The organism is Acutalibacter sp. 1XD8-36 (assembly GCF_009917525.1).
Taxonomy (GTDB): domain Bacteria; phylum Bacillota; class Clostridia; order Oscillospirales; family Acutalibacteraceae; genus Acutalibacter.
Genome location: NZ_QZDU01000018.1, coordinates 1 through 18,947 on the forward strand (window position 1 = coordinate 1; position 18,947 = coordinate 18,947).

20 protein-coding genes and 2 pseudogenes are annotated in these 18,947 nt (G+C 45.1%); 21 read left to right on the top strand and 1 reads right to left on the bottom strand.

From position 1 onward, the window contains the following. From D5270_RS15455 to D5270_RS15510, 12 genes and pseudogenes are all read left to right on the top strand, one after another. Positions 1-291, top strand: a pseudogene (locus D5270_RS15455) (NAD(P)-dependent oxidoreductase); the annotation flags it as partial. Beyond that, positions 284-1,390, top strand: a complete 1,107-nt coding sequence (locus tag D5270_RS15460; RefSeq protein WP_166544934.1) for a DegT/DnrJ/EryC1/StrS family aminotransferase — start codon at positions 284-286, stop codon at positions 1,388-1,390. The pseudogene D5270_RS15455 and the gene D5270_RS15460, both read left to right, overlap by 8 nt. A gap of 9 nt (positions 1,391-1,399) precedes the next feature. After that, complete coding sequence (rfbA, locus tag D5270_RS15465; RefSeq protein ID WP_166544935.1) at positions 1,400-2,284, top strand: glucose-1-phosphate thymidylyltransferase RfbA; 885 nt, start codon at positions 1,400-1,402, stop codon at positions 2,282-2,284. A gap of 23 nt (positions 2,285-2,307) precedes the next feature. Further along, positions 2,308-3,327: a dTDP-glucose 4,6-dehydratase gene (gene rfbB / locus D5270_RS15470; RefSeq protein WP_166544936.1), complete on the top strand. Its 1,020-nt coding sequence runs from the start codon at positions 2,308-2,310 to the stop codon at positions 3,325-3,327. Between the two features lie 4 nt (positions 3,328-3,331). Then, positions 3,332-3,967 (top strand): NeuD/PglB/VioB family sugar acetyltransferase, encoded by a 636-nt coding sequence (locus tag D5270_RS15475; protein ID WP_166544937.1) that lies wholly within the window; start codon positions 3,332-3,334, stop codon positions 3,965-3,967. Positions 3,968-3,976: 9 nt separating this feature from the next. Continuing rightward, on the top strand, positions 3,977-5,083 hold the full coding sequence (locus tag D5270_RS15480; protein ID WP_166544938.1) for a 3-oxoacyl-ACP synthase III family protein: 1,107 nt from the start codon (positions 3,977-3,979) through the stop codon (positions 5,081-5,083). A gap of 17 nt (positions 5,084-5,100) precedes the next feature. Next, complete coding sequence (locus D5270_RS15485; protein WP_166544939.1) at positions 5,101-5,838, top strand: SDR family NAD(P)-dependent oxidoreductase; 738 nt, start codon at positions 5,101-5,103, stop codon at positions 5,836-5,838. A 38-nt stretch (positions 5,839-5,876) separates the two neighbouring features. After that, positions 5,877-6,812, top strand: coding sequence for a hypothetical protein (locus D5270_RS15490; RefSeq protein ID WP_166544940.1), 936 nt, complete (start codon positions 5,877-5,879; stop codon positions 6,810-6,812). A 36-nt stretch (positions 6,813-6,848) separates the two neighbouring features. Further along, positions 6,849-7,949: a 3-oxoacyl-ACP synthase III family protein gene (locus D5270_RS15495; RefSeq protein ID WP_166544941.1), complete on the top strand. Its 1,101-nt coding sequence runs from the start codon at positions 6,849-6,851 to the stop codon at positions 7,947-7,949. 90 nt (positions 7,950-8,039) lie between these two features. Then, the gene (locus D5270_RS15500) at positions 8,040-8,258 is read left to right on the top strand and encodes an acyl carrier protein (RefSeq protein ID WP_166544942.1); all 219 of its coding nucleotides are present in this window, start codon (positions 8,040-8,042) and stop codon (positions 8,256-8,258) included. A gap of 111 nt (positions 8,259-8,369) precedes the next feature. After that, the gene (locus D5270_RS15505; protein ID WP_166544943.1) at positions 8,370-8,606 is read left to right on the top strand and encodes an acyl carrier protein; all 237 of its coding nucleotides are present in this window, start codon (positions 8,370-8,372) and stop codon (positions 8,604-8,606) included. 142 nt (positions 8,607-8,748) lie between these two features. Further along, positions 8,749-10,254 carry an amino acid adenylation domain-containing protein gene (locus D5270_RS15510; protein ID WP_166544944.1) on the top strand — a complete coding sequence of 502 codons (1,506 nt, stop codon included), beginning with the start codon at positions 8,749-8,751 and terminating at the stop codon, positions 10,252-10,254. A gap of 236 nt (positions 10,255-10,490) precedes the next feature. Here D5270_RS15510 and D5270_RS15515 read toward each other — a convergent pair. After that, positions 10,491-10,640: pseudogene (locus D5270_RS15515) on the bottom strand (IS5 family transposase); the annotation flags it as partial. 308 nt (positions 10,641-10,948) lie between these two features. Between D5270_RS15515 and D5270_RS15520 the strand changes: the two are divergent. The 9 genes from D5270_RS15520 (at position 10,949) to D5270_RS17000 (ending at position 18,490) form a co-directional block, all read left to right on the top strand. After that, positions 10,949-11,752 carry a GNAT family N-acetyltransferase gene (locus D5270_RS15520; RefSeq protein ID WP_166544945.1) on the top strand — a complete coding sequence of 268 codons (804 nt, stop codon included), beginning with the start codon at positions 10,949-10,951 and terminating at the stop codon, positions 11,750-11,752. 12 nt (positions 11,753-11,764) lie between these two features. After that, positions 11,765-12,457, top strand: a complete 693-nt coding sequence (locus D5270_RS15525; protein ID WP_166544946.1) for an MBL fold metallo-hydrolase — start codon at positions 11,765-11,767, stop codon at positions 12,455-12,457. Between the two features lie 6 nt (positions 12,458-12,463). Beyond that, on the top strand, positions 12,464-13,438 hold the full coding sequence (locus D5270_RS15530; RefSeq protein WP_166544947.1) for a glycosyltransferase family 2 protein: 975 nt from the start codon (positions 12,464-12,466) through the stop codon (positions 13,436-13,438). A 4-nt stretch (positions 13,439-13,442) separates the two neighbouring features. Then, a complete protein-coding gene (locus D5270_RS15535) occupies positions 13,443-13,994 on the top strand; it encodes a hypothetical protein (RefSeq protein WP_166544948.1) in 552 nt (183 codons plus the stop codon). Between the two features lie 45 nt (positions 13,995-14,039). Next, positions 14,040-15,452 carry an SPASM domain-containing protein gene (locus tag D5270_RS15540; protein ID WP_166544949.1) on the top strand — a complete coding sequence of 471 codons (1,413 nt, stop codon included), beginning with the start codon at positions 14,040-14,042 and terminating at the stop codon, positions 15,450-15,452. Then, positions 15,449-16,558, top strand: coding sequence for an aldo/keto reductase (locus tag D5270_RS15545; protein WP_166544950.1), 1,110 nt, complete (start codon positions 15,449-15,451; stop codon positions 16,556-16,558). Before D5270_RS15540 ends, D5270_RS15545 begins: the two co-directional genes overlap by 4 nt. Positions 16,559-16,753: 195 nt before the next feature. Further along, positions 16,754-17,056 carry a hypothetical protein gene (locus D5270_RS15550; RefSeq protein WP_166544951.1) on the top strand — a complete coding sequence of 101 codons (303 nt, stop codon included), beginning with the start codon at positions 16,754-16,756 and terminating at the stop codon, positions 17,054-17,056. Continuing rightward, positions 17,040-18,152: a 2-hydroxyacyl-CoA dehydratase family protein gene (locus D5270_RS15555; RefSeq protein WP_166544952.1), complete on the top strand. Its 1,113-nt coding sequence runs from the start codon at positions 17,040-17,042 to the stop codon at positions 18,150-18,152. Before D5270_RS15550 ends, D5270_RS15555 begins: the two co-directional genes overlap by 17 nt. A gap of 62 nt (positions 18,153-18,214) precedes the next feature. Further along, the gene (locus D5270_RS17000) at positions 18,215-18,490 is read left to right on the top strand and encodes a hypothetical protein (protein WP_243150415.1); all 276 of its coding nucleotides are present in this window, start codon (positions 18,215-18,217) and stop codon (positions 18,488-18,490) included. The last annotated feature ends 457 nt before the right edge of the window (positions 18,491-18,947 follow it).

Consider the following 18,947-nt stretch of genomic DNA (forward strand, 5'->3'; position numbering starts at 1 on the left):
GCGGCGATGCTGCTGGTGTTGGAGAGGGGCGAGCCCGGTAGTGCCTATAATATTGCGGACAGAGGTTATCAGATGACAGTACGGGAGTTTGCAGAGCAGGCGGCGAAGGCGGGAGGCTGCAAGGCGGTTTTTGACGTGCCCGAGGAAGTGGAGGCCAGGGGCTATTCAAAGGTGAACCGGCAGGTTTTGTGCAATAAACAGCTGGCGGATTTAGGCTGGAAACCGCTGGGCACACAATGCAACCATATATCTGAAACAATAACTATATTGCGGAAGTGCGCCAATGGATAGCATAAACGTAACCCGCTCCACCCTGCCGCCCTTTGAAGAATACTGTACCGAAATCCGCGGCCTATGGGACAGCCGCCGGCTCACAAACATGGGCGAAAAGCACGAGGAACTGCGGGAGAAACTGCAAGAGTACCTGGGTGTAGAACACATAGGCCTCGTCACCAACGGCCACCAATCAATCGAGCTGACCCTGCAGGCCATGGGGCTGTCCGGCGAAGTTATCACCACTCCGTTTACCTTTGCCTCCACCACCCACGCAATCGTGCGCAGCGGCCTCCAACCGGTCTTCTGTGATATAGACCCGGCGGATTTCACCATAGACGTCTCAAAAATCGAGGGCCTTATAACCGAGAGGACCTCGGCTATCCTGCCGGTCCATGTGTACGGAAATGTATGCGCAGTTAAGGTCATTGAAGATATCGCCAGCAGGCACAACCTGAAGGTAATATATGACGCCGCCCACGCCTTTGGGGTGAAATACAGGGGCCAGGGGATAGCGGGCTTTGGAGACGCCAGCTGCTTCAGCTTCCACGCCACTAAAGTTTTCCACACCATAGAGGGCGGCGCGGTGGCCTGCCAGGACGGTGCTTTGGACCGGCGCATTGCAAAGCTCAAAAACTTCGGACTGGACGGCCAGGAGGACGCCAGCGAGGTGGGCGGCAATTCCAAGCTGGACGAGTTCAGGGCGGCAATGGGACTGTGCAATCTGAGGCATATAGACGATGAAATAGCGAAGCGGAAACAGCTCGCCGAACATTATAGGAAACGGCTGGAAGGTGCTCCAGGCATCCAGTTGAATCCAATCCAAAAGGATGTAACACCTAATTTTGCGTACTTCCCAGCAGTGTTCAACGAGAAAGTTTTTGGCGCAGACAGGGATGATGTCTTAGCAGAACTCACAGCTCATGACATCCATGCACGCAAGTATTTCTACCCGCTGACCAGTGAGTTTTCATGCTACAAAAACTGCTTTTGCCCGGGTATGACGCCTGTAGCAAAGCGGGTAAGTGAAAGAATATTGACACTGCCGTTATATCCTGAGCTGACGCTAGATATAGTGGACATCATCTGTGATATAGTATTATCCTGTAGGAAATGAGGTGGGCAAATGCGCGGCATAATCCTGGCCGGGGGCTCCGGCACGCGGCTCTATCCGCTGACAAAGGTTGTCTCAAAACAGCTGCTGCCGGTATATGATAAGCCTATGATATACTACCCGCTGTCCACCTTGATGCTGGCAGGGATTCGGGATATACTGCTTATCTCCACGCCCGAGGACCTGCCGAAATTCCGGGAGCTCCTGGGAGACGGGAGGCAGTTCGGCATTACGCTCAGCTATGCCGGACAGCCGAAACCTGAGGGGATAGCCCAGGCTTTCATAATAGGCGAGGACTTTATAGGCGGCGAGCCATGCGCAATGATTTTAGGGGACAACATCTTCTACGGCGGATGGTTTTCTGCAAACCTGCAGGAGGCAATCGCCAATGCCGGGTCAGGGTACGCCACGATATTCGGCTGCTATGTGAGGGACCCGGAGCGGTTTGGGGTGATGGAGCTGGGCCCGGGACATCAGGTGCTGTCTGTGGAGGAGAAGCCGGACAATCCTAAATCCCATTATGCCATTACCGGGCTGTATTTCTATGACAATCGAGTTTGTGAGTTGGTGAAACAACTGAAACCGTCCAAGCGCGGAGAACTGGAGATTACAGACTTAAACCGCCTTTACCTGCAGGAGGGACGGCTGAAGGCACAGGTCCTGGGCCGGGGGTTTGCATGGATGGATACAGGCACGGTGGGCAGCCTGATGGAGGCCGCGGTGTTTGTACAGGCGGTACAGGAGAGGCAGGGAGTTGTCATTTCGGCGCCTGAGGAGATAGCTTACTATGCAGGCTGGATAGGCAAAGGTGAGCTGCTGAAAACGGTAGGGCTGTACGGAAAATCCACATATGGAGAGCATTTGCGGCGGGTAGCTGAGGACAGGTTCCTGAGGTAAGTTTATAGAAGGTAGGTGGAAGTATGACTATTCTGGTAACTGGCGGGGCCGGATTTATAGGCTCGAATTTCATATTTTACTGGCTGGATAAGCACCCAGGGGACAGGGTGGTATGCCTTGATAAGCTGACATATGCGGGCAGCCTGTCCACACTGAAATCCGTTATGGATAGGCCGGATTTTCGGTTTGTGAAGGGCGATATCTGCGATAAGGGGCTGGTGCTAGGCCTGTTCAGGGAGGAACGCCCCGAGTATGTGATAAACTTTGCGGCAGAGTCCCATGTGGACCGTTCGATTACCGGACCGGAGGTGTTCCTGCAGAGCAACTACATAGGCACGGCGGTCCTGCTGGAGGCCTGCAGGGAGTGCGGTGTGGGGCGGTACCACCAGGTCTCAACAGACGAGGTTTACGGCGATTTGCCCCTAGACAGGCCGGACCTGTTTTTTACCGAGGACACGCCGCTGCATACCAGTTCGCCGTACAGCGCGTCCAAGGCTGCGGCTGACCTGCTGGTACAGTCGTATGTGCGTACTTATGGAATATCTGCGACGATTTCCAGGTGCTCCAACAATTACGGGCCCTGCCAGTTCCCGGAAAAGTTTATCCCGCTGATGGTCATAAACGCGCTGAATGATGAGCCACTGCCGGTTTACGGCGATGGGCTGAATGTGCGGGACTGGCTGTTTGTGGAGGACCATTGCAGGGCTATTGAACTGATTCTGCAAAAGGGCAGGATTGGTGAGATATACAATGTGGGCGGGCATAACGAGTGGAGGAACATAGATGTTGTGAAGCTTATTCTTGCCAAGCTTGGCAAGCCGGAGAGCCTGATTCGGTATGTAGAGGACCGCAAAGGCCATGACAGGCGGTACGCCATTGACCCGGGGAAGATATGCGATGAACTGGGCTGGCTGCCAGAGACTGGGTTTGAGGACGGCTTGGGATGGACGCTTCGGTGGTATCTCGATAACAGGCCCTGGTGGGGGGATATCGTTTCCGGGGAGTATAGAGAGTATTATGAGATGATGTATGGGGGCAGGTGATAATATGAAGGATTTGTATATTGTGGGTGCCGGGGGCTGCGGCCGGGAGGTGCTGCACATTATTAAGGATATTCACCGAATCCAGGGGCCTAGGTGGAATATTAAAGGATTCTTGGACGACACCGAGAACCCGCTGAAGGGTAAGGAGTGCGATTATGGTGTGGTGGGGACCATTCAGGGGTATCAGCCTAAGGAGAACGATGTGCTGGTGATGGCCATTGCTTCGCCTCAGGCTAAACAGAAGCTGGTGCCTATGCTGCTGGAGAGGGGGGCGGTGTTTGAATCAGTAATCCATCCGTATGCCAATTTGGGGGAATTCAATTCATTTGGACAAGGGATGGTTATATATCCAGGTTTTGGAATGACGGTTAATATAAAAGTCGGAAATTATGTAATTATGCAATCCTGCAGCATAGGCCATGATGCAGTTATTGGAGACTATGCAACGATATCACCGTATAGCCATATACTTGGAAACGCTGTGATTAGTCAGGGCGCATTTTTGGGAACTAATTCGGTGATTCTGCCACATACAGTTGTAGAAGATAATGCGTATGTCGGTGCCGGAAGTATCGTACTAAGACGTGTGAAAGCAGGTACGCGTGTATTTGGAAACCCTGCCCGTGAGATGGATTTTTAGGAGGAGAAAATGAATTTTTTTGAATTTCCAGGGATAGATGTTTCAGCATTGGCAGTAGCAGTGCCAGATAACAAACAAATAAACATGGATTTGGATAGTATATTCCCAGATGGCGAGGTAAAGAAGTTCTGTGAAAATACAGGCATATGGGAAAGGTACACCAGTGTTGGAATGGGAATTACTGCAAGCGATTTGTGTGTTGCAGCTGCAAATAAAATATTTGATTCATTAGATGTAGATAGAGCATCTATTGACGGGCTTATTTTTATTTCTCAAACCCCGGACTATTCTGCAACGCCAACATCGTATGTAATTCAACACCGGCTGCAGCTTGAGAATTGTGGTCTTGTTTATGACTCTAATATCGGCTGTACAGGATTCCATTTTGGAATACAAATGGCGTGTGCCAATATTATGGGCGGTTGTAATCGAGTATTAGTTCTAGTTGGAGATGCAGAGCCAGAGCGGGGATGGGATAGAAAAATATCCAAGGATAGCCTTTTATTTGGGGATTGTGGAGTTGCGGCAATTGTTGAAAGAACAAAAAAAGATGTTCCGCCTATTCAAATGTGTTTACATGCTATTGGTAGGGATTATAAAAAAATCCTTAACCCGTATGGAGGTGCTAGACATAGTCTTATTAATTTGTATAAAGAACGCGGAACAGAAGGCCTGGAAAAATTATTTGTGAACGGCCTTATAATAGAGGGTGCAGATGTATTCACATTTTCTATTACAGAAGCACCTAAAGTTGCAAAAGCGTTCCTGCAGCACTTCGGTAATCATGTTGAGCGCTATGATTATGTATCTATTCACCAAGCAAATCAAATGATTGTAAGCCATGTTGCAAAACGCCTCAAAATTCCACAAGAGAAAGTATTGATGTCCTTAAACAGATATGGAAATACCCGTGGAGGAAGCGTTGCGGTGAATATTTGCGATTTGGTTTCGCAAAATTTAATTTTACAAAGTGAAAGACAATTCTTTAATCTCTCGTTTGGAACAGGTCTAAGCGTAGCTGCACTTGGTATGCAGATGGATATGGACAGATGCCTGCCTGTTATTAATGTTAAAGATTCCTTTGATGACGGGATAGATAACTATACATATTTTTAGTGAGTGGAGCGATGGGTATGAACATTGATTTTGGAATTGCCGGAAAAAAGTATCTTGTAACAGGAGCGTCTTCCGGAATAGGACATGCGACAGCAATACTTATAAGTAGGCTGGGCGGAAAAGTGGTTCTAAATGGGCGTAATGAAAAGCGGCTGAGAGAAACGCTTTCTCAGATGGAGGGAGATGGACACTACTTCATTCCATTTGACTTGAGTAATTTACAGGGTATCTCAAAATTCATAGAAGATTGTATAAAAGGTGATAACTTAAAATTTGATGGGTTTGTGTATGCAGCGGGTGTAATTAATCCGACTTTAATAAAACTGGAAGATATTGATAATGCAACAAAAATGTTCAAAATCAATTACTATCCATATATTGCCCTTTTAAAAGAATTCAGTTCACCCAAAGTGATGAATAATGGAGGAGCAATAGTTGCAATTTCTTCTAGTGCTGCAAAATTTCCGGATAAAGCTCAAGCAATATATGCAAGCACAAAAGCGGCAGTAGATTTATCGAGTGAGGTGGCAGCAAAGGAGTTTGTAAAGAGAAAGATAAAAGTAAATACTGTGAGGCCTCATGCCACGGCCACACCAATGGCAGCAAATTGTTTTGCGGATCCAGAAATATCAGATAGATATAAGCTAGGAATTATTTATCCTGAAGATGTGGCCAAATCCATTGTTTTTCTTTTAAGTGATTTTAGCTCTCGTATAACGGGACAGCATATTTACATATCCGGTGGCCTTTTTTAGAAAATAATACAAAAGGATGGCAAGGGGAGTACAGCATAATGAGTTCATTTTATAACATTATTAGCGAGGAATATGGAAACCAACTGAAACGAACAGATACTTTAGTGCAAATGGGTATGCTAGCACCCATAACTTCTTATTCTCAATATGATGCGAGAATAAGAAAAATAAAGGCCGAATTAGGGGACAATTATTTTTCTAATTGTGCTCTGTTGAAAAACGAAGTAGAAAGGTTAATAAGACTATTCGGTTTATATGAGGTTGTCAATACGAATGGGTTTGTTTTTGTCGTAGATAAACACTCCCATTGGCAAGCGTATATATGCATTAATCCAAATGAGAAATTCATTTTTCCAAAATTAGATAAGAGTGTTCTAATTGAAATGATTGGAAGAAAAGAAAATGATATACAGGGATTTGAATCAATAATTTTATCGGGAGGATTTAAATATTATGAAACATATCGTCAAATCGATGGTATACCCAAATTGAGTAAGGAGGAGTTTGAAAGATTATATAATGTTGTGCTCAAATCTTTGAAAATGGAAGGGGCATTAATTTGCGTACCGAAGGAAGAACAACTGATAGAATTTGACGAAATATATATTCAGGAAATGGATATCTTTTCTCAGCAGCTTTTTACATTGGATGAAAGAAAACGGCAAATGGATGAGGGTTTACTGAAATGCGTTGTGGGGAGAAATGGTGAAATTCTTGCTATAAATGTTGCTTCACAACTTTTTGGCGGAGTCATTGCTGCTAAGCGCAGTTGTGTTTCGAATATTTATGCTCCTGCATTGCTTCTCCATGGGCTAATAAATTTTTATTCGAGGGAAAAAGTTATTAAACCAAAAGACAGGGTTGGTTGGATTGCTGATTCAAATGCCTCTTCAAACAAGCTATACAACTTACTTAAAATTGGAAAGACAGATAAGTTTTTTAGGCAATACGTAAAGTCGGGATTTTTATATTAAGACGAAATATTTCCGTGCAAAGGAGAAATATGAGATATGGCATATTTCAATATTGGGAAGATTAGAATATCTGGTATTGCTAACGCTGTACCAGACGATGTGGAATATTCTGAGGACTACTCTAGTCTTTTTGGAGAAGAGTATGTAAAAAAATTCATAGCGTCAACAGGGATACATAGACGTTATACATCACATAGGAATGGAGTAACGGCTTCTGACTTATGCTGTGCCGCAGCAGAAAAAGTACTTACAGAACTAAATTATGACAGAAGCAATATTGATGCTCTAATTTACGCTTCTTCAAGTCGTGATTATTTAGCCCCGGTCACCGCGTGCGTTTTACAGGATCGTTTGGATCTCACTGAGGAATGCATTTGTTATGATGTTCCCTTGGGGTGTACTGCATATGTGTATGGACTTTATTTAGCTGCACTACAGATACAGGCAGGGTGCCGTTCTGTGTTACTTTTGGCAGGCTCGGCTTCTGAGCAATTACCAAAAGGTTATGTGCCGACAGAGATACCTATGCTCTCGGGAGACAGTGGCTCAGCAACATTGATTGAAGCAGTCGAAGATGCATCGGAAATGTACGGTTTACTTCGCTCAGTGGGGAAAAAGCGAGAGATACTTATTCAGCCGTATGGTGGGCAGCGGCACCCTTTTTGGAGGCTTGTAGAAGAACATGGATTGCAACGGGCGGCTGAACTAAATAACAGATGGTATATGGACGGACTTGAAGTTATGAGGTTTTCATTGCGGGAAGTAGTACAGATGGTGGGCGATTTTTACAGCTATTTTGGCGGTTCAACTGACGACTATGACATCTTAGCATGCCATCAGGCAAACCAGTTAATATTGAAGAACCTAGCTAGAAAGATTAAGTTTCCAATAGAAAAAATACCTATGCCTATTACTGAATATGCCAATACAGGCTGCGGTTCTGTCCCATTGGCGATTTGTGAGCATTACACAAAAGTACCAGTAGACCGTGAAGCAGCAGAAATACTCACATGTGGATTTGGTATAGGTCTTTCTCTTGGAATTGTGAAGATTACTGTAAATCCTAAAAAGTGCTTTTCAACCTTGAAGGTGAGTGAACGATTTGACGATAAAGTGACTTACGAAAAATTCCATTAGAAATGTATTTTAAAATGGCGATAGCTTTCTATGTGAGCGAGTATCGCAGCAGAAAGTTGATGCATAAAAAAGCAGAAAGGAAAGATAATTATGAATCAAAAGGAAAAAATGGCGTTAATTGAAGAAGCATTGGATACTGAGGAGGGAGCGTTGGTACCAGATACAATTTTGTCTGACCTTGACGAATGGGATTCGATTGCGGCACTGTCTTTAATTGCCATGCTTGATGAGCAATTTGACAAAACAATAAGTGGAGCGGAAATTAAGGCAATGAAAACGGTGGAGGATATTTTGGCTCATATGAACTAAAGCCTCGCCATTTGAAGTGAGATGGCCTAGTAGGATAGAGCGGTATGAGTCTCTATACCGCTCCCATCCCACTTCAATTTTATTATTATGCAAATTTGGAGGTTCAGTAGCATGGAAAGATTGTACACTATTTTGGAGGGTGTTTGTCCAGGTATTGATTTTAGAAATGAAAAAGCTTTAGCAACAGATGGGTATATTGACTCGTTTGACATTGTATCAATTATAAGCATATTAGAAAATGAATATAAAATTAGTATACCTGTAGATAGTATGGTGGAAGAAAATTTTGAGTCAGCAGAAACTATTATGAAACTAATTCGACAATTAATCAGTGCTGCAAAGGAGTAATATTGGTATCTCCTGCTGTGCATGGGGAAATTATTGGATTCTGAAAATGAATAACCTTGGCGAAGGTAGTGCTTTGTTTTACTATAAGCCATGACCATATTTTAAATCGTAAAAATTTTTGAGCAAAAATGGAGTATAAAAGATGTTTACAATACTTGATTACTTAGAAGAATCAGCAAGGAAAGTTCCCCAAAATGTATTTTGTGAAGATTTCAAGGAATCGGTAAGCTTTAAGGAGTTTACCGCAAAATCAAAAGCAGTGGGAACGTATCTGATTGAAAGAGTGGAAGGAAAAAATCGGCCAATAGTGGTATGGATGGATAATACTGCCCAGTCTTGGATTGCGATGATAGGAGCTGTTTATAGCGGAAACTTCTATGTACCTGTTGACGCCAACATGCCGGTAGAACGTGTAAAGAACATCTTGAGCACTTTATCTCCAGCAGCAATTTTAGTGGATACAAAGTGCCAGCCAAAAGTAGAAGGGTTAGCGGGCCAAACAGTTTATTGTATTGATGGTATACTGGATACTTCAGTCGATGATAATGCTCTGGCAAAAGTTCGAAGGGAGATGATTGACACAGACCCTGTATATGCTTTATTTACATCTGGGTCAACAGGAGCTCCAAAGGGAACAATCGTAAATCATGCCAGTGTTATTAAATATACTCAGTGGTATACTTCTGAATTTAATATTGATGAAAAAACAATTTTTGGCAGCCAAACGCCTTTCTATTTCAGTATGTCTGTGGCTACTATGTTTTCTGTAATAATTACTGGGGCTTCACTGATTGTAATACCAAAACAGTATTTTACGTTTCCAGCAAAACTGGTAGACTTTATGAATGACAAAAAAATAAATACCATTTATTGGGTACCGTCAGCAATGAAAATAGTGGCAAATTATGATATTTTGAAAGATAAAGAATTCTACTATCTGAAGAAAGTGCTATTTTGTGGTGAAGTTATGCCAACAAAACAGCTAAACTATTGGCGTACACATATGCCAAAGGACACGTTATTTGCAAACCTATATGGACCAACAGAGACTACAGATGTGGCTGCATTTTACATAGTAGATAGGGAGTTTCGTGATGACGAACCGCTACCAATCGGAATACCGTGTAGAAATTGTTCTATACTAGTTTTGAAAGATGACAATACCATCGCCAGACAAGACGAGGAAGGTGAATTGTGCGTACGAGGCTCATTTCTTGCTTGTGGATACTATAATAATTGGGAAAAAACAAGCGATGCATTTGTACAAAACCCTCTGAATACTGCATTTCCTGAAACTATTTACCGTACGGGAGACATTGTAAAACATAACGAGTATGGAGAAATAATGTACCTTACTAGAAAGGATTTTCAAATAAAGCATCAAGGGTATCGCATTGAACTTGGTGAAATTGAGGTCGCGGTAAGCGCGATGGATGGAATACATGAGTGTGCATGTATCTATGATGATATAAATGAAATTATTGTGCTTTTCTATACGGGAGAAGAGCTATCATCAAAATATATTCTGGATGGAATTAAGGAAAGATTGCCCAAATATATGTATCCTGGAAAACAACTACATCTGGATAAAATGCCACATAATGCGAACGGAAAAATTGATCGATTGAAGCTGAAACAGTGTTTATAAGACATATCAGTGTAGGGTGTATGGACAAAATATTAAGAATATGCCACATATCGAAAAATGCGCCAAAGGAGTAGCTGCACCTATGTCCTAGAACTTTGACATGAGTACATTATAAAGTTTAGTTTGGATAAGTTTCTTTACAATCCAAATGTTTAAGAAACAATGATATCTGCTCGAATTTTGCATGGATTTCTCTTTGCATTATTAGGGCTTGTTTGAAAAAAGAAGAAACTGTGCTAAATCAACAAAATAGCGATAGAAGTCAAGTAAACAAAGGCAAGAAAAGAAGCATCCAACTTGTCATACCTTGTGGCAATCCTGCGAAACCCTTTGAGCTTTTGGAAGAAGCACTCAACCAAATGTCGCTCTTTATACAGCCACCAATCTTACCGGCCACGAATCAGAAACGCCATCTGGTAGAAAATCTGTTCCTCAAACTGAAAAACAACCGCCGCTTTGCCACCAGATACGAAAAGAAAGCTCTTTATTTCCACGCCGTTGTCTGCCTCACCTGTATCCTCCTTTGGCTACTTTGATGGTTTTCAAACAGACTCTAGCATTTTTCAGCTATTAAAATAGTAGTTATACTAAAATTAGCGGAGGGAAGTTAGATATATTAAGACTCAAAATTTCGCAACCACTCATTTTTAAGTCTCGCAATCAGTTAGAAACAGTTGGTATAGGAGGGTATACATTGTTTGAAATAAGTGAACTGTTTAAGCAGGTATCACGCTTAAAACGAAGCGAGAAATTTGTTGCAAACAATTTTTGTTCCGCGCATGATTTAGCCCGGATTTCCGAAAGAAAAGGCTCCTGTTTTTTGTGGAATGAAGGCGCGGCTTTAGTTGTAAATTGTGACGGAAAAGTCAACCGTGCATACTTCTTTTTAGAATCCATGGACGCTGTTTCTCAACTGAGAGTTTTAGTGGACCAATTTCCAGATAAACCGGTGGTTGTGGACTGTGTCGGAAGGGTGCCACAGGTGGATCGGCTATCCGATGTGCTGAGAATCTCTGGATTTCGCTCTTATGCAAAACTTAGCCGCTGGAAGAGTGGAAGTATTCGTTTTGGTACGCATCCTTTGCATTTTGACAACTCCTATCGTGTGGCAGAAAATGACGATTGCCTATACATACTAAGAATGTTGAATGAAACGTTTGATCAATATATATCTCACTTGCCCAGCAAGGAGAAGCTACTATCGCTAATAGAAAATCAGTTGGTATTTTGTGCCTCAAACGACGAAGAGATTATAGCTGTCGTATGCCTGGAGAAAATAGGGGCAAAGGCTATATATTCGTATCAGAATGCAGTACTTGAGAGGTATCGTGCAATGGGAATAGGAGGCCGCTTACTTCAGTATGGTCTGTATCAGTTTCGCGAGTGCACACAATATTCGGCCTGGATAGAAGATAATAATATTGTAAGTAAGCGTATGCACAATACTATTGGATTTACGCCTGATGGATTAAAAGACCATGTGCTGATATATGAGTGAGGAGTGATTGCCGTGAGCCTGGCATTCCGGATTAGCGGTAGAATTATGTACCGTTTCACAATGCCGGTTATTGATTCAAATATGTACATGCTGACCGCTGAAAATTCCTGCCTAGTAGTTGACCCTACAGTATCAACAGAGGCAGAACGGATACTGCAAGAAAGCAATGTTGAGAAATGTGTGGTTTTATTAACCCATGAGCATTACGACCATATATCAGGCGTGAACTGGCTTAGGGAAAAGGTAAAATGCGAAGTAGTTTGTTCAAAAATTTGTGCCCAGCGGATTAAGGATTCAAAGAAGAATTCAGCGGCCTATTTTGATGCACTGTTTCTTAATCGTACAGAGCAGATTCGTGAAAAGGTACAGGAGATAATAAACGCTGACTATTATTGTCAAGCAGATGTTACGTATGTTGGATGGCTGAATTTTGAGTGGATGGGTCTGAGAATTGAAATGGGTGAGGCTCCGGGGCATTCGCCCGGTAGCCAGATTATCCGCGTGAATGAGAAGTATTATTTTACCGGTGACTACTTGATTCCAGGTGAACCGGTGATTACCAGGTTTCCCGGCGGGAGCAAGCGTAAATATGAAGCTGTCACCAAACCGTATCTGCAGGATATTAAACCGGAGAGTCTTATCTTTCCCGGACATGGTAACCCCGGAGTTTATTCGGAAATCGTGGGCCGGAATTCAGGGGTGTAATGGAGTATGAGTTTAGAAAAGTTACCTATAGATATTAGCGTGATAGTCCTCAGCTACTATCACGAAAGATACATAGCCCAGGCATTGGACAGTATACTCAGCCAGGAAACCAGCCTTAGCTATGAGGTACTGGTAGGCGACGACGCCTCAGGTGACCGAACGCCGGAAATCCTGCGTGAATACGCGGAGAGATACCCGGATATCATCAAGCCGGTTTTGCGAGAAAAGAACACCGGCGCCAACTACAACAGTGTGGACATGGGTCGCCGGGCGGTGGGAAAATATATCGCATTTTTAGAGGGCGACGATTTTTGGTTGGACAAGCATAAGCTTCAGAAGCAGTACGATTTTATGGAGAGCCATCCGGAGTACTCCGCCTGCTTTGGGAAATGTATGGTCGTGGATGAAAACGGCCGGCCGGACTATAACCGAACCTGCCACTTTGCGCTTAACAAGAAAGTATACACACTGGATGACCTGATTGATTTCTGGCAGGTGCCGGGACAGGTTAGCACGCATATGTATCGTAACGGACATCCGGGCGTGGAGCTGCCCGAAGGCGGGAGCGGGGACGATATCCTCTATAAGGCGCACCCGAATGTGGGGGATAAGACAGGCACGCTGCTGCTGTTGATGGGAGGCCCAATCTATTGTTTCAACGATGTATTTTCATGCTACCGGGTGGTGGACAAAAAGGGTGAACACAATTGGTTTTCCATCCACCACGCTAATCCTTACCGCAACTACGACATGTTCATGTACCCCTGCAATCTGGAGTCATGGGCGCGCAAAAACATGAAGCTTCCAAGGAATAAGCATTTCGGCAAGCGTAACGCCTACCGCTTTGCCAGGTTTGTAGAGGAATGTGTGCGGACACCCAGCCTGCAGAGGTTTAAGTACCTGGGCGAGATGATATGCAAGAGCCATCAGCCGCTGAAATACAGCTGGTATGTGCTGAAAACGCTGATAGAAATGGAGTAACGGCATGAGAAAATCGAGTATGGCGGCAATGGTTTTTGGAGCTGTGATAGGCGCTGCAGCGGGTGGGGCCTTGGTAAAGAAACTATGGCTGGAGAAGTACCGTAAACAGAAAGCAGAGGCAGTGGCAGTCAGCGGCGAGAGAGAGTTATTGTACGGATTGCTGAAGCTGAAGCAGAACGGTGTTAGGCTCAGCGAATATTTTACTGAGCGCGGCCTGCAGTCAGCGGCGGTCCTCGGCATGGGCCGGGAGGGGCGCTATCTGCTGGATGAGCTTGCAAAAGAGAGGGAAGTGGCCCCGGCGTACGGCGCTGAGGCGGATTACCTGGGTTCAGTGCATGAGACACTGATTGTTTACCGCCTGGGTGAGGATGAACTGCCTCCAGCGGATTGTTTGGTTGTGTGTGACCTAAACAGGACGGCTGAAAAGGCCGCTGCTGCCCAGAGGGAGTTTGCAGGAAAAATCGTTACCTTGGAAGATGCAGTTGGCTGGCTTATGGAGCGGCATGGGATTAGGAAATGGAGGGGACAGTCTACTTCGGGCAGGCCGGTAAAATGAACTAACAGATATACCAAATATCAAATTATAACGGAGTGATAGATTATGAAGTTTTGTGAGAATCCATTTAAGTATGCCTATTTAGCTCCCCAGGGAGAAGTACGTCCGTGTCCGTGGATGCATATTACGCTGGGGAATCTATATGAGGAAGACATTGCTGATATTTGGCATAGCCCTGCGGCTGAAACAGCAAGAGAATCTATAAGGAACGGCTCATTTGCCTTCTGCAGAAAGACATCATGCCATTTCCTGGAAAAGGATGAGCTACCGGACTTATCGGAAGCAGAGTTTGCCCAGAAGGCTAAAGCTACTGACCTGCCGGTATATATTAATATTGCAAATGATTTAACCTGTAATATCGCCTGCACCACTTGCAGAAAGGCTGTCTACTGCCCAGAGGAGGGAGAAAAGGAGAAAATAGACAGCGCGCTGGAGGATATCCTGCCAGTCGCGAATCAGGCTGAGCTGCTTGAATTAAATGGGTATGGGGAATTTCTTGCGAACCCGAGCTTTATCCGGCTGCTGAACAGATTAGAGCCCGTTAGGGATGATTTTAAAATATTGTTGGAAACCAACGGCGTACTCTTTGACGAAAATCACTGGGAGCGGTTTTCCCACCTTAGCAAATATGATTTACGTGTAACGGTAACATTAAACAGCTTGCGCAGGGATGTCTATCGATATCTTAGCGGAGGATTTGACCATAGGGACAGGGTTTTAGAAAATTTGCGTTTCCTCAGCAAACTCCGCCGGGAAGAGAAGATAAATTTGTTAAGTGTGACAATGGTGGTGCAAGACTGCAACTTCTGGGAAGTGCCGGAATATATCAGCACCCTGTCTGATGAGCGGGAGTTTATGTTCGATACGATTATGATGAAGCCTCTATACAAATGGTATAAGATGGACGAGGAGACCTACTGGTTTAAAAATATCCTAAACCCCCAGCATCCCTACCACAAATCATACCTGAAAATCCTCGAAGACGACTGTTGGAAGAATTCCAAAGTTTACGACTGGGGCTGCCACAATATAAGGGAGTCCATACCGCACCCCTTAAAGCAGGAGGAGATTTACCGAAAGATACTCTCCAGGATATACGACAATGATGAAGGGTTGATGCCGGTGGATTACCTGAAAAAATGTGTGGACAGGCTCGGCGCAAAGAGAATAGGGTTTTATGGCAAGAATGAGTTTTCTCTAGAGTTTGCAAAATTGCTTAAAGAAACGGGAGTCGAGATCTTTCAGCTTACCTGGGCTCTTGAGGACTGTTGCGGGGAATTCACGAAGGTCGCAAAGCAGGACTTCAGACCGGATATGGCTGACGCTATGCTTATCATTGACTTCTTTAAAGGCGGCTACTGGTTTAAGGACCTGCGGGCGTTGGGATACCGAGGGCCGCTTGTGAATGTGGAGGATTTTGTTCTTCAGAGGGAGCATGAGGCTGGGGAGAGCGTATGAAGAAGCTGGGGTTTGGATGTCTGAGGCTCCCCATGGCCGGAGGAGAGGTGGACCAGGCGCAGTTTAACCGCATGGTGGACCGTTTCATGGAGGCCGGATTTTGCTATTTTGACACCGCGCATACCTACATAGGAGGAAAGAGCGAGGTTGCTATACGTGAGGGACTTGTCAAAAGGTATCCGCGCCAGGATTTTATGCTGGCGAATAAACTGACGACTCCGCTGTTTAAGTCAAGGGAGGACATCATACCCTTGTTTGAGGAGCAGCTAGCTGCATGCGGGGTGGAGTATTTTGACTACTACCTCATGCATGGCCTCAGTGGACGGCTGTATGAGCGGTTTGTTGAGAGCAAAGCCTTTGATGTGGTAAGGAGCCTCAAAGAGGACGGAAGGGTGCAACATCTGGGGATATCGTTCCATGATAAGCCCGACGTACTTGAAAGAATATTGGATGCACACCCTGAGATAGAGGTGGTGCAGATACAGCTGAACTATCTAGATTTTGATGACCCGGTAATAGAGGGCGGCGGGGTATACGAGGTCTGCAGGAAATACGGCAAGCCGGTAATTGTGATGGAGCCGGTTCGTGGAGGCGGTCTGGCAAAACTCCCTGAGGCTGCGCAGAAGTATGTCAACCGGATTGGAGGCTGTAGCCCAGCAAGCCTTGCACTGCGCTATGCGGTGTCTTTCGAAGGGGTAGAGATAGTGCTCAGCGGAATGAGCTCAGAGGAACAGGTAGACGAAAACATCCGCACAATGAAGGATCCATACCCGCTGAACGAACAGGAGTCTGCCGCGCTCGAAAAGATAAAGAGAGTTTTCAGAGGCATGGGCCTAATACCGTGCACAGCCTGCCGCTATTGTATACCAGGCTGTCCTCAGAACATTTTGATACCCCGACTGTTCGCATGTCTGAACGCAAAGAAGCAGTTTGTGGACTGGGATAACTCGAGCAGCTACGAGCATTATACCGGCACGAAGTACGGCAGGGCCAGCGACTGTATAGGGTGCGGGCAATGCGAGGAGATTTGCCCCCAGCATTTGCCGGTGACGAAGCTGCTGGGGGCGGTGGCAAGGGTGTATGACTTAACGCAGGCCGGAGTTTAACTTTGAGTGTAATGATAAAAAGATGGAATAGAAAAGCTGAGTAATATTTTGACAAGCGTAAGCGCAAACTCTTCAAATATATTAATCAATATCATATGAAGGACTCAAATAGGGGAAAATTGATATGTACTCATTTCGCAACCTGCAAAAAGCAAGAAAAAGAATATAGGAGGAAGAGAGATTCGACTTGCCGTTTTGGGAAACTGCGCCACCCAGCTGCTTTCCCAGGCAGTAGAGGGCTATGCCAAGCTGTCTAATCTCAACCTGCGTGTATACGACACTGACTACGGTCAGCTGAATGAACAGCTGCTGGACCCGTCCTCTGAAGTTTACAGCTTCAATGCAGGAATAATCCTTTTATGGCTCTGCACAGAGAAAATATACGAGAACTATCTTGATATGCCTCTGCCATCCCGAAGCAGCCTTGCAGATTATTGTATTCAGAAAATCAAGCGTTATTACCGGACTGCAGACAAAACTTATGCGGGAGTATTATAAAGATTTCTCCAAATATGCAAAGGGACAGCCGCCGGAAAAGAAAGTGGCGTGGATTACCTCCTTTACCCCGGTGGAAATACTGGAGGCCCTTGACATCTCCTATTACTATCCGGGGAGTTATGCGGCAGTCCTTGCTGCAGGTGGCAGGGAACAGGAGCTTATAAGCTCAAGCGAAAGCCGCTTTCTCTCCATGGACTGCTGCTCCTATTCCTGCTGCTACAACGGCTGTCTTGACGTAGGAGAGGGCCCAAGGGGTGTGCCGCCCAGACCGGATGTGCTGATTGCCACAAAAAATCAGTGCAATACCCTACCGGGATGGTGGAATCTTCTGGCACAAAGGTATAGAGTGCCGCTCATTGTACTGGATTATCCTGGGGAAGCTGTTGGCAGGGAGTCTGCTCTGGAATATGTAACAAAACAGCATAAAGCTTTTATTGCTGAAATGGAAAAATTGAGTGGGAATCGGCTTGATATAACAACTCTGGTGAAGTTGATGGAGAACAGCCGGCGCAGTGTAGAAGCATGGGAGAGTATGATTTCATATCTGCCGGAAAAAGATATGAAGCCAACATCTCTTTTCGACGGCATAAATTTTTTGATTACTGCACGCTGTAAGACTGAAACAGCAGAAATGTACGGGCTGATGGCGGAGGCCATGAAAGAAAAGAAGGAGGCTGATACACAGAAAATCCCAACCTTTTGGCTGGGATATCCGCTATGGTATCACGGGGAGAGGTATTTGCGGGAACTCCTGCCGGACTTTTGTATTGCAGGGGCTAACTATATTACATGGTGGAATCTGGATTATAGCGGAAATGATCTATTTGAGAGCCTATTTTCCGCGTATAACTATACTTTTTTAAACCTGTCACAGCATAGCCGGGATAAAAGGCTTTCAGATTTGATAAAAGCTTCTGGGGCGAGCTGCACAATTACTCTGCGTAACAAAAGCTGTAAATGTGATTATGTGTCTGCAAGGAATGTAGATCTCCCACAGGCAGAGCTGGAAATCGACATGATTGACCGAGACTATCTGGACACGGAAAAGGCGCGAAGCAGGATTGGACTGCTGAAGGAGACGATATGTATCGAATAGGGATTGACGTGGGCTCAACATGGACGAAATATTGTATTGTGCAGGATGGGGTGGTAAAGTCCATGTTCATGGAGAAAACGCCGGTCCGTCAAAAAGAATATTTTTGCAAGAAGATACACGAGATGCAGACAGCATATGCCGGTGCAGAAATTGTGTCGTGCGGCTATGGAAAAAGAAACGTTATAGGCCTGAAGAAGGTCAATGAGCTTACAGCGCTTGCAAAAGGCTGCTATTTTGCCGCGGGATATGAGGGGATTGTCATGGATATCGGAGGTCAGGATACAAAGATTATCTGGCAGGAGAAAGGAAGGCTTCGGGAGTTTTTTTGTCAACGATAAGTGCGCTGCCGGGAGCGGGATGTTTCTGATGGATACCCTGAACATGCTTAACAGGAATTTTGGAGAAATCGATTTAACCGGCGTAGAGAATACCGAGGTTCGGCTTTCCTCCTTATGTGCAGTTTTTGCGCAAAGCGAAATTGTTTAGCTGATAGCGGACAACCGGGCGGGAGAGGACATCGTGCAGGCGGCTATTTGGCAGATATTGAGAAAGGCTAAACCGCTCCTTTCCAAGGTGAAAGATAGGCCGGTGCTTTTATCCGGTGGACTGAGCCAAATCAGAGAAATTGCAGGTTATGCCGAGAGAGCGCTTGACAGGAAGTGCGTAGTTTTGAAAGATGGGGCATATTTATCGGCGATAGGATGTACTTGCAGATTGAGAACGGAGTGGAGATGGGGATTATCAGTAACATCACTGCGGCGGTCAATGATATTCCCGATGATTCTCTGGAGAATT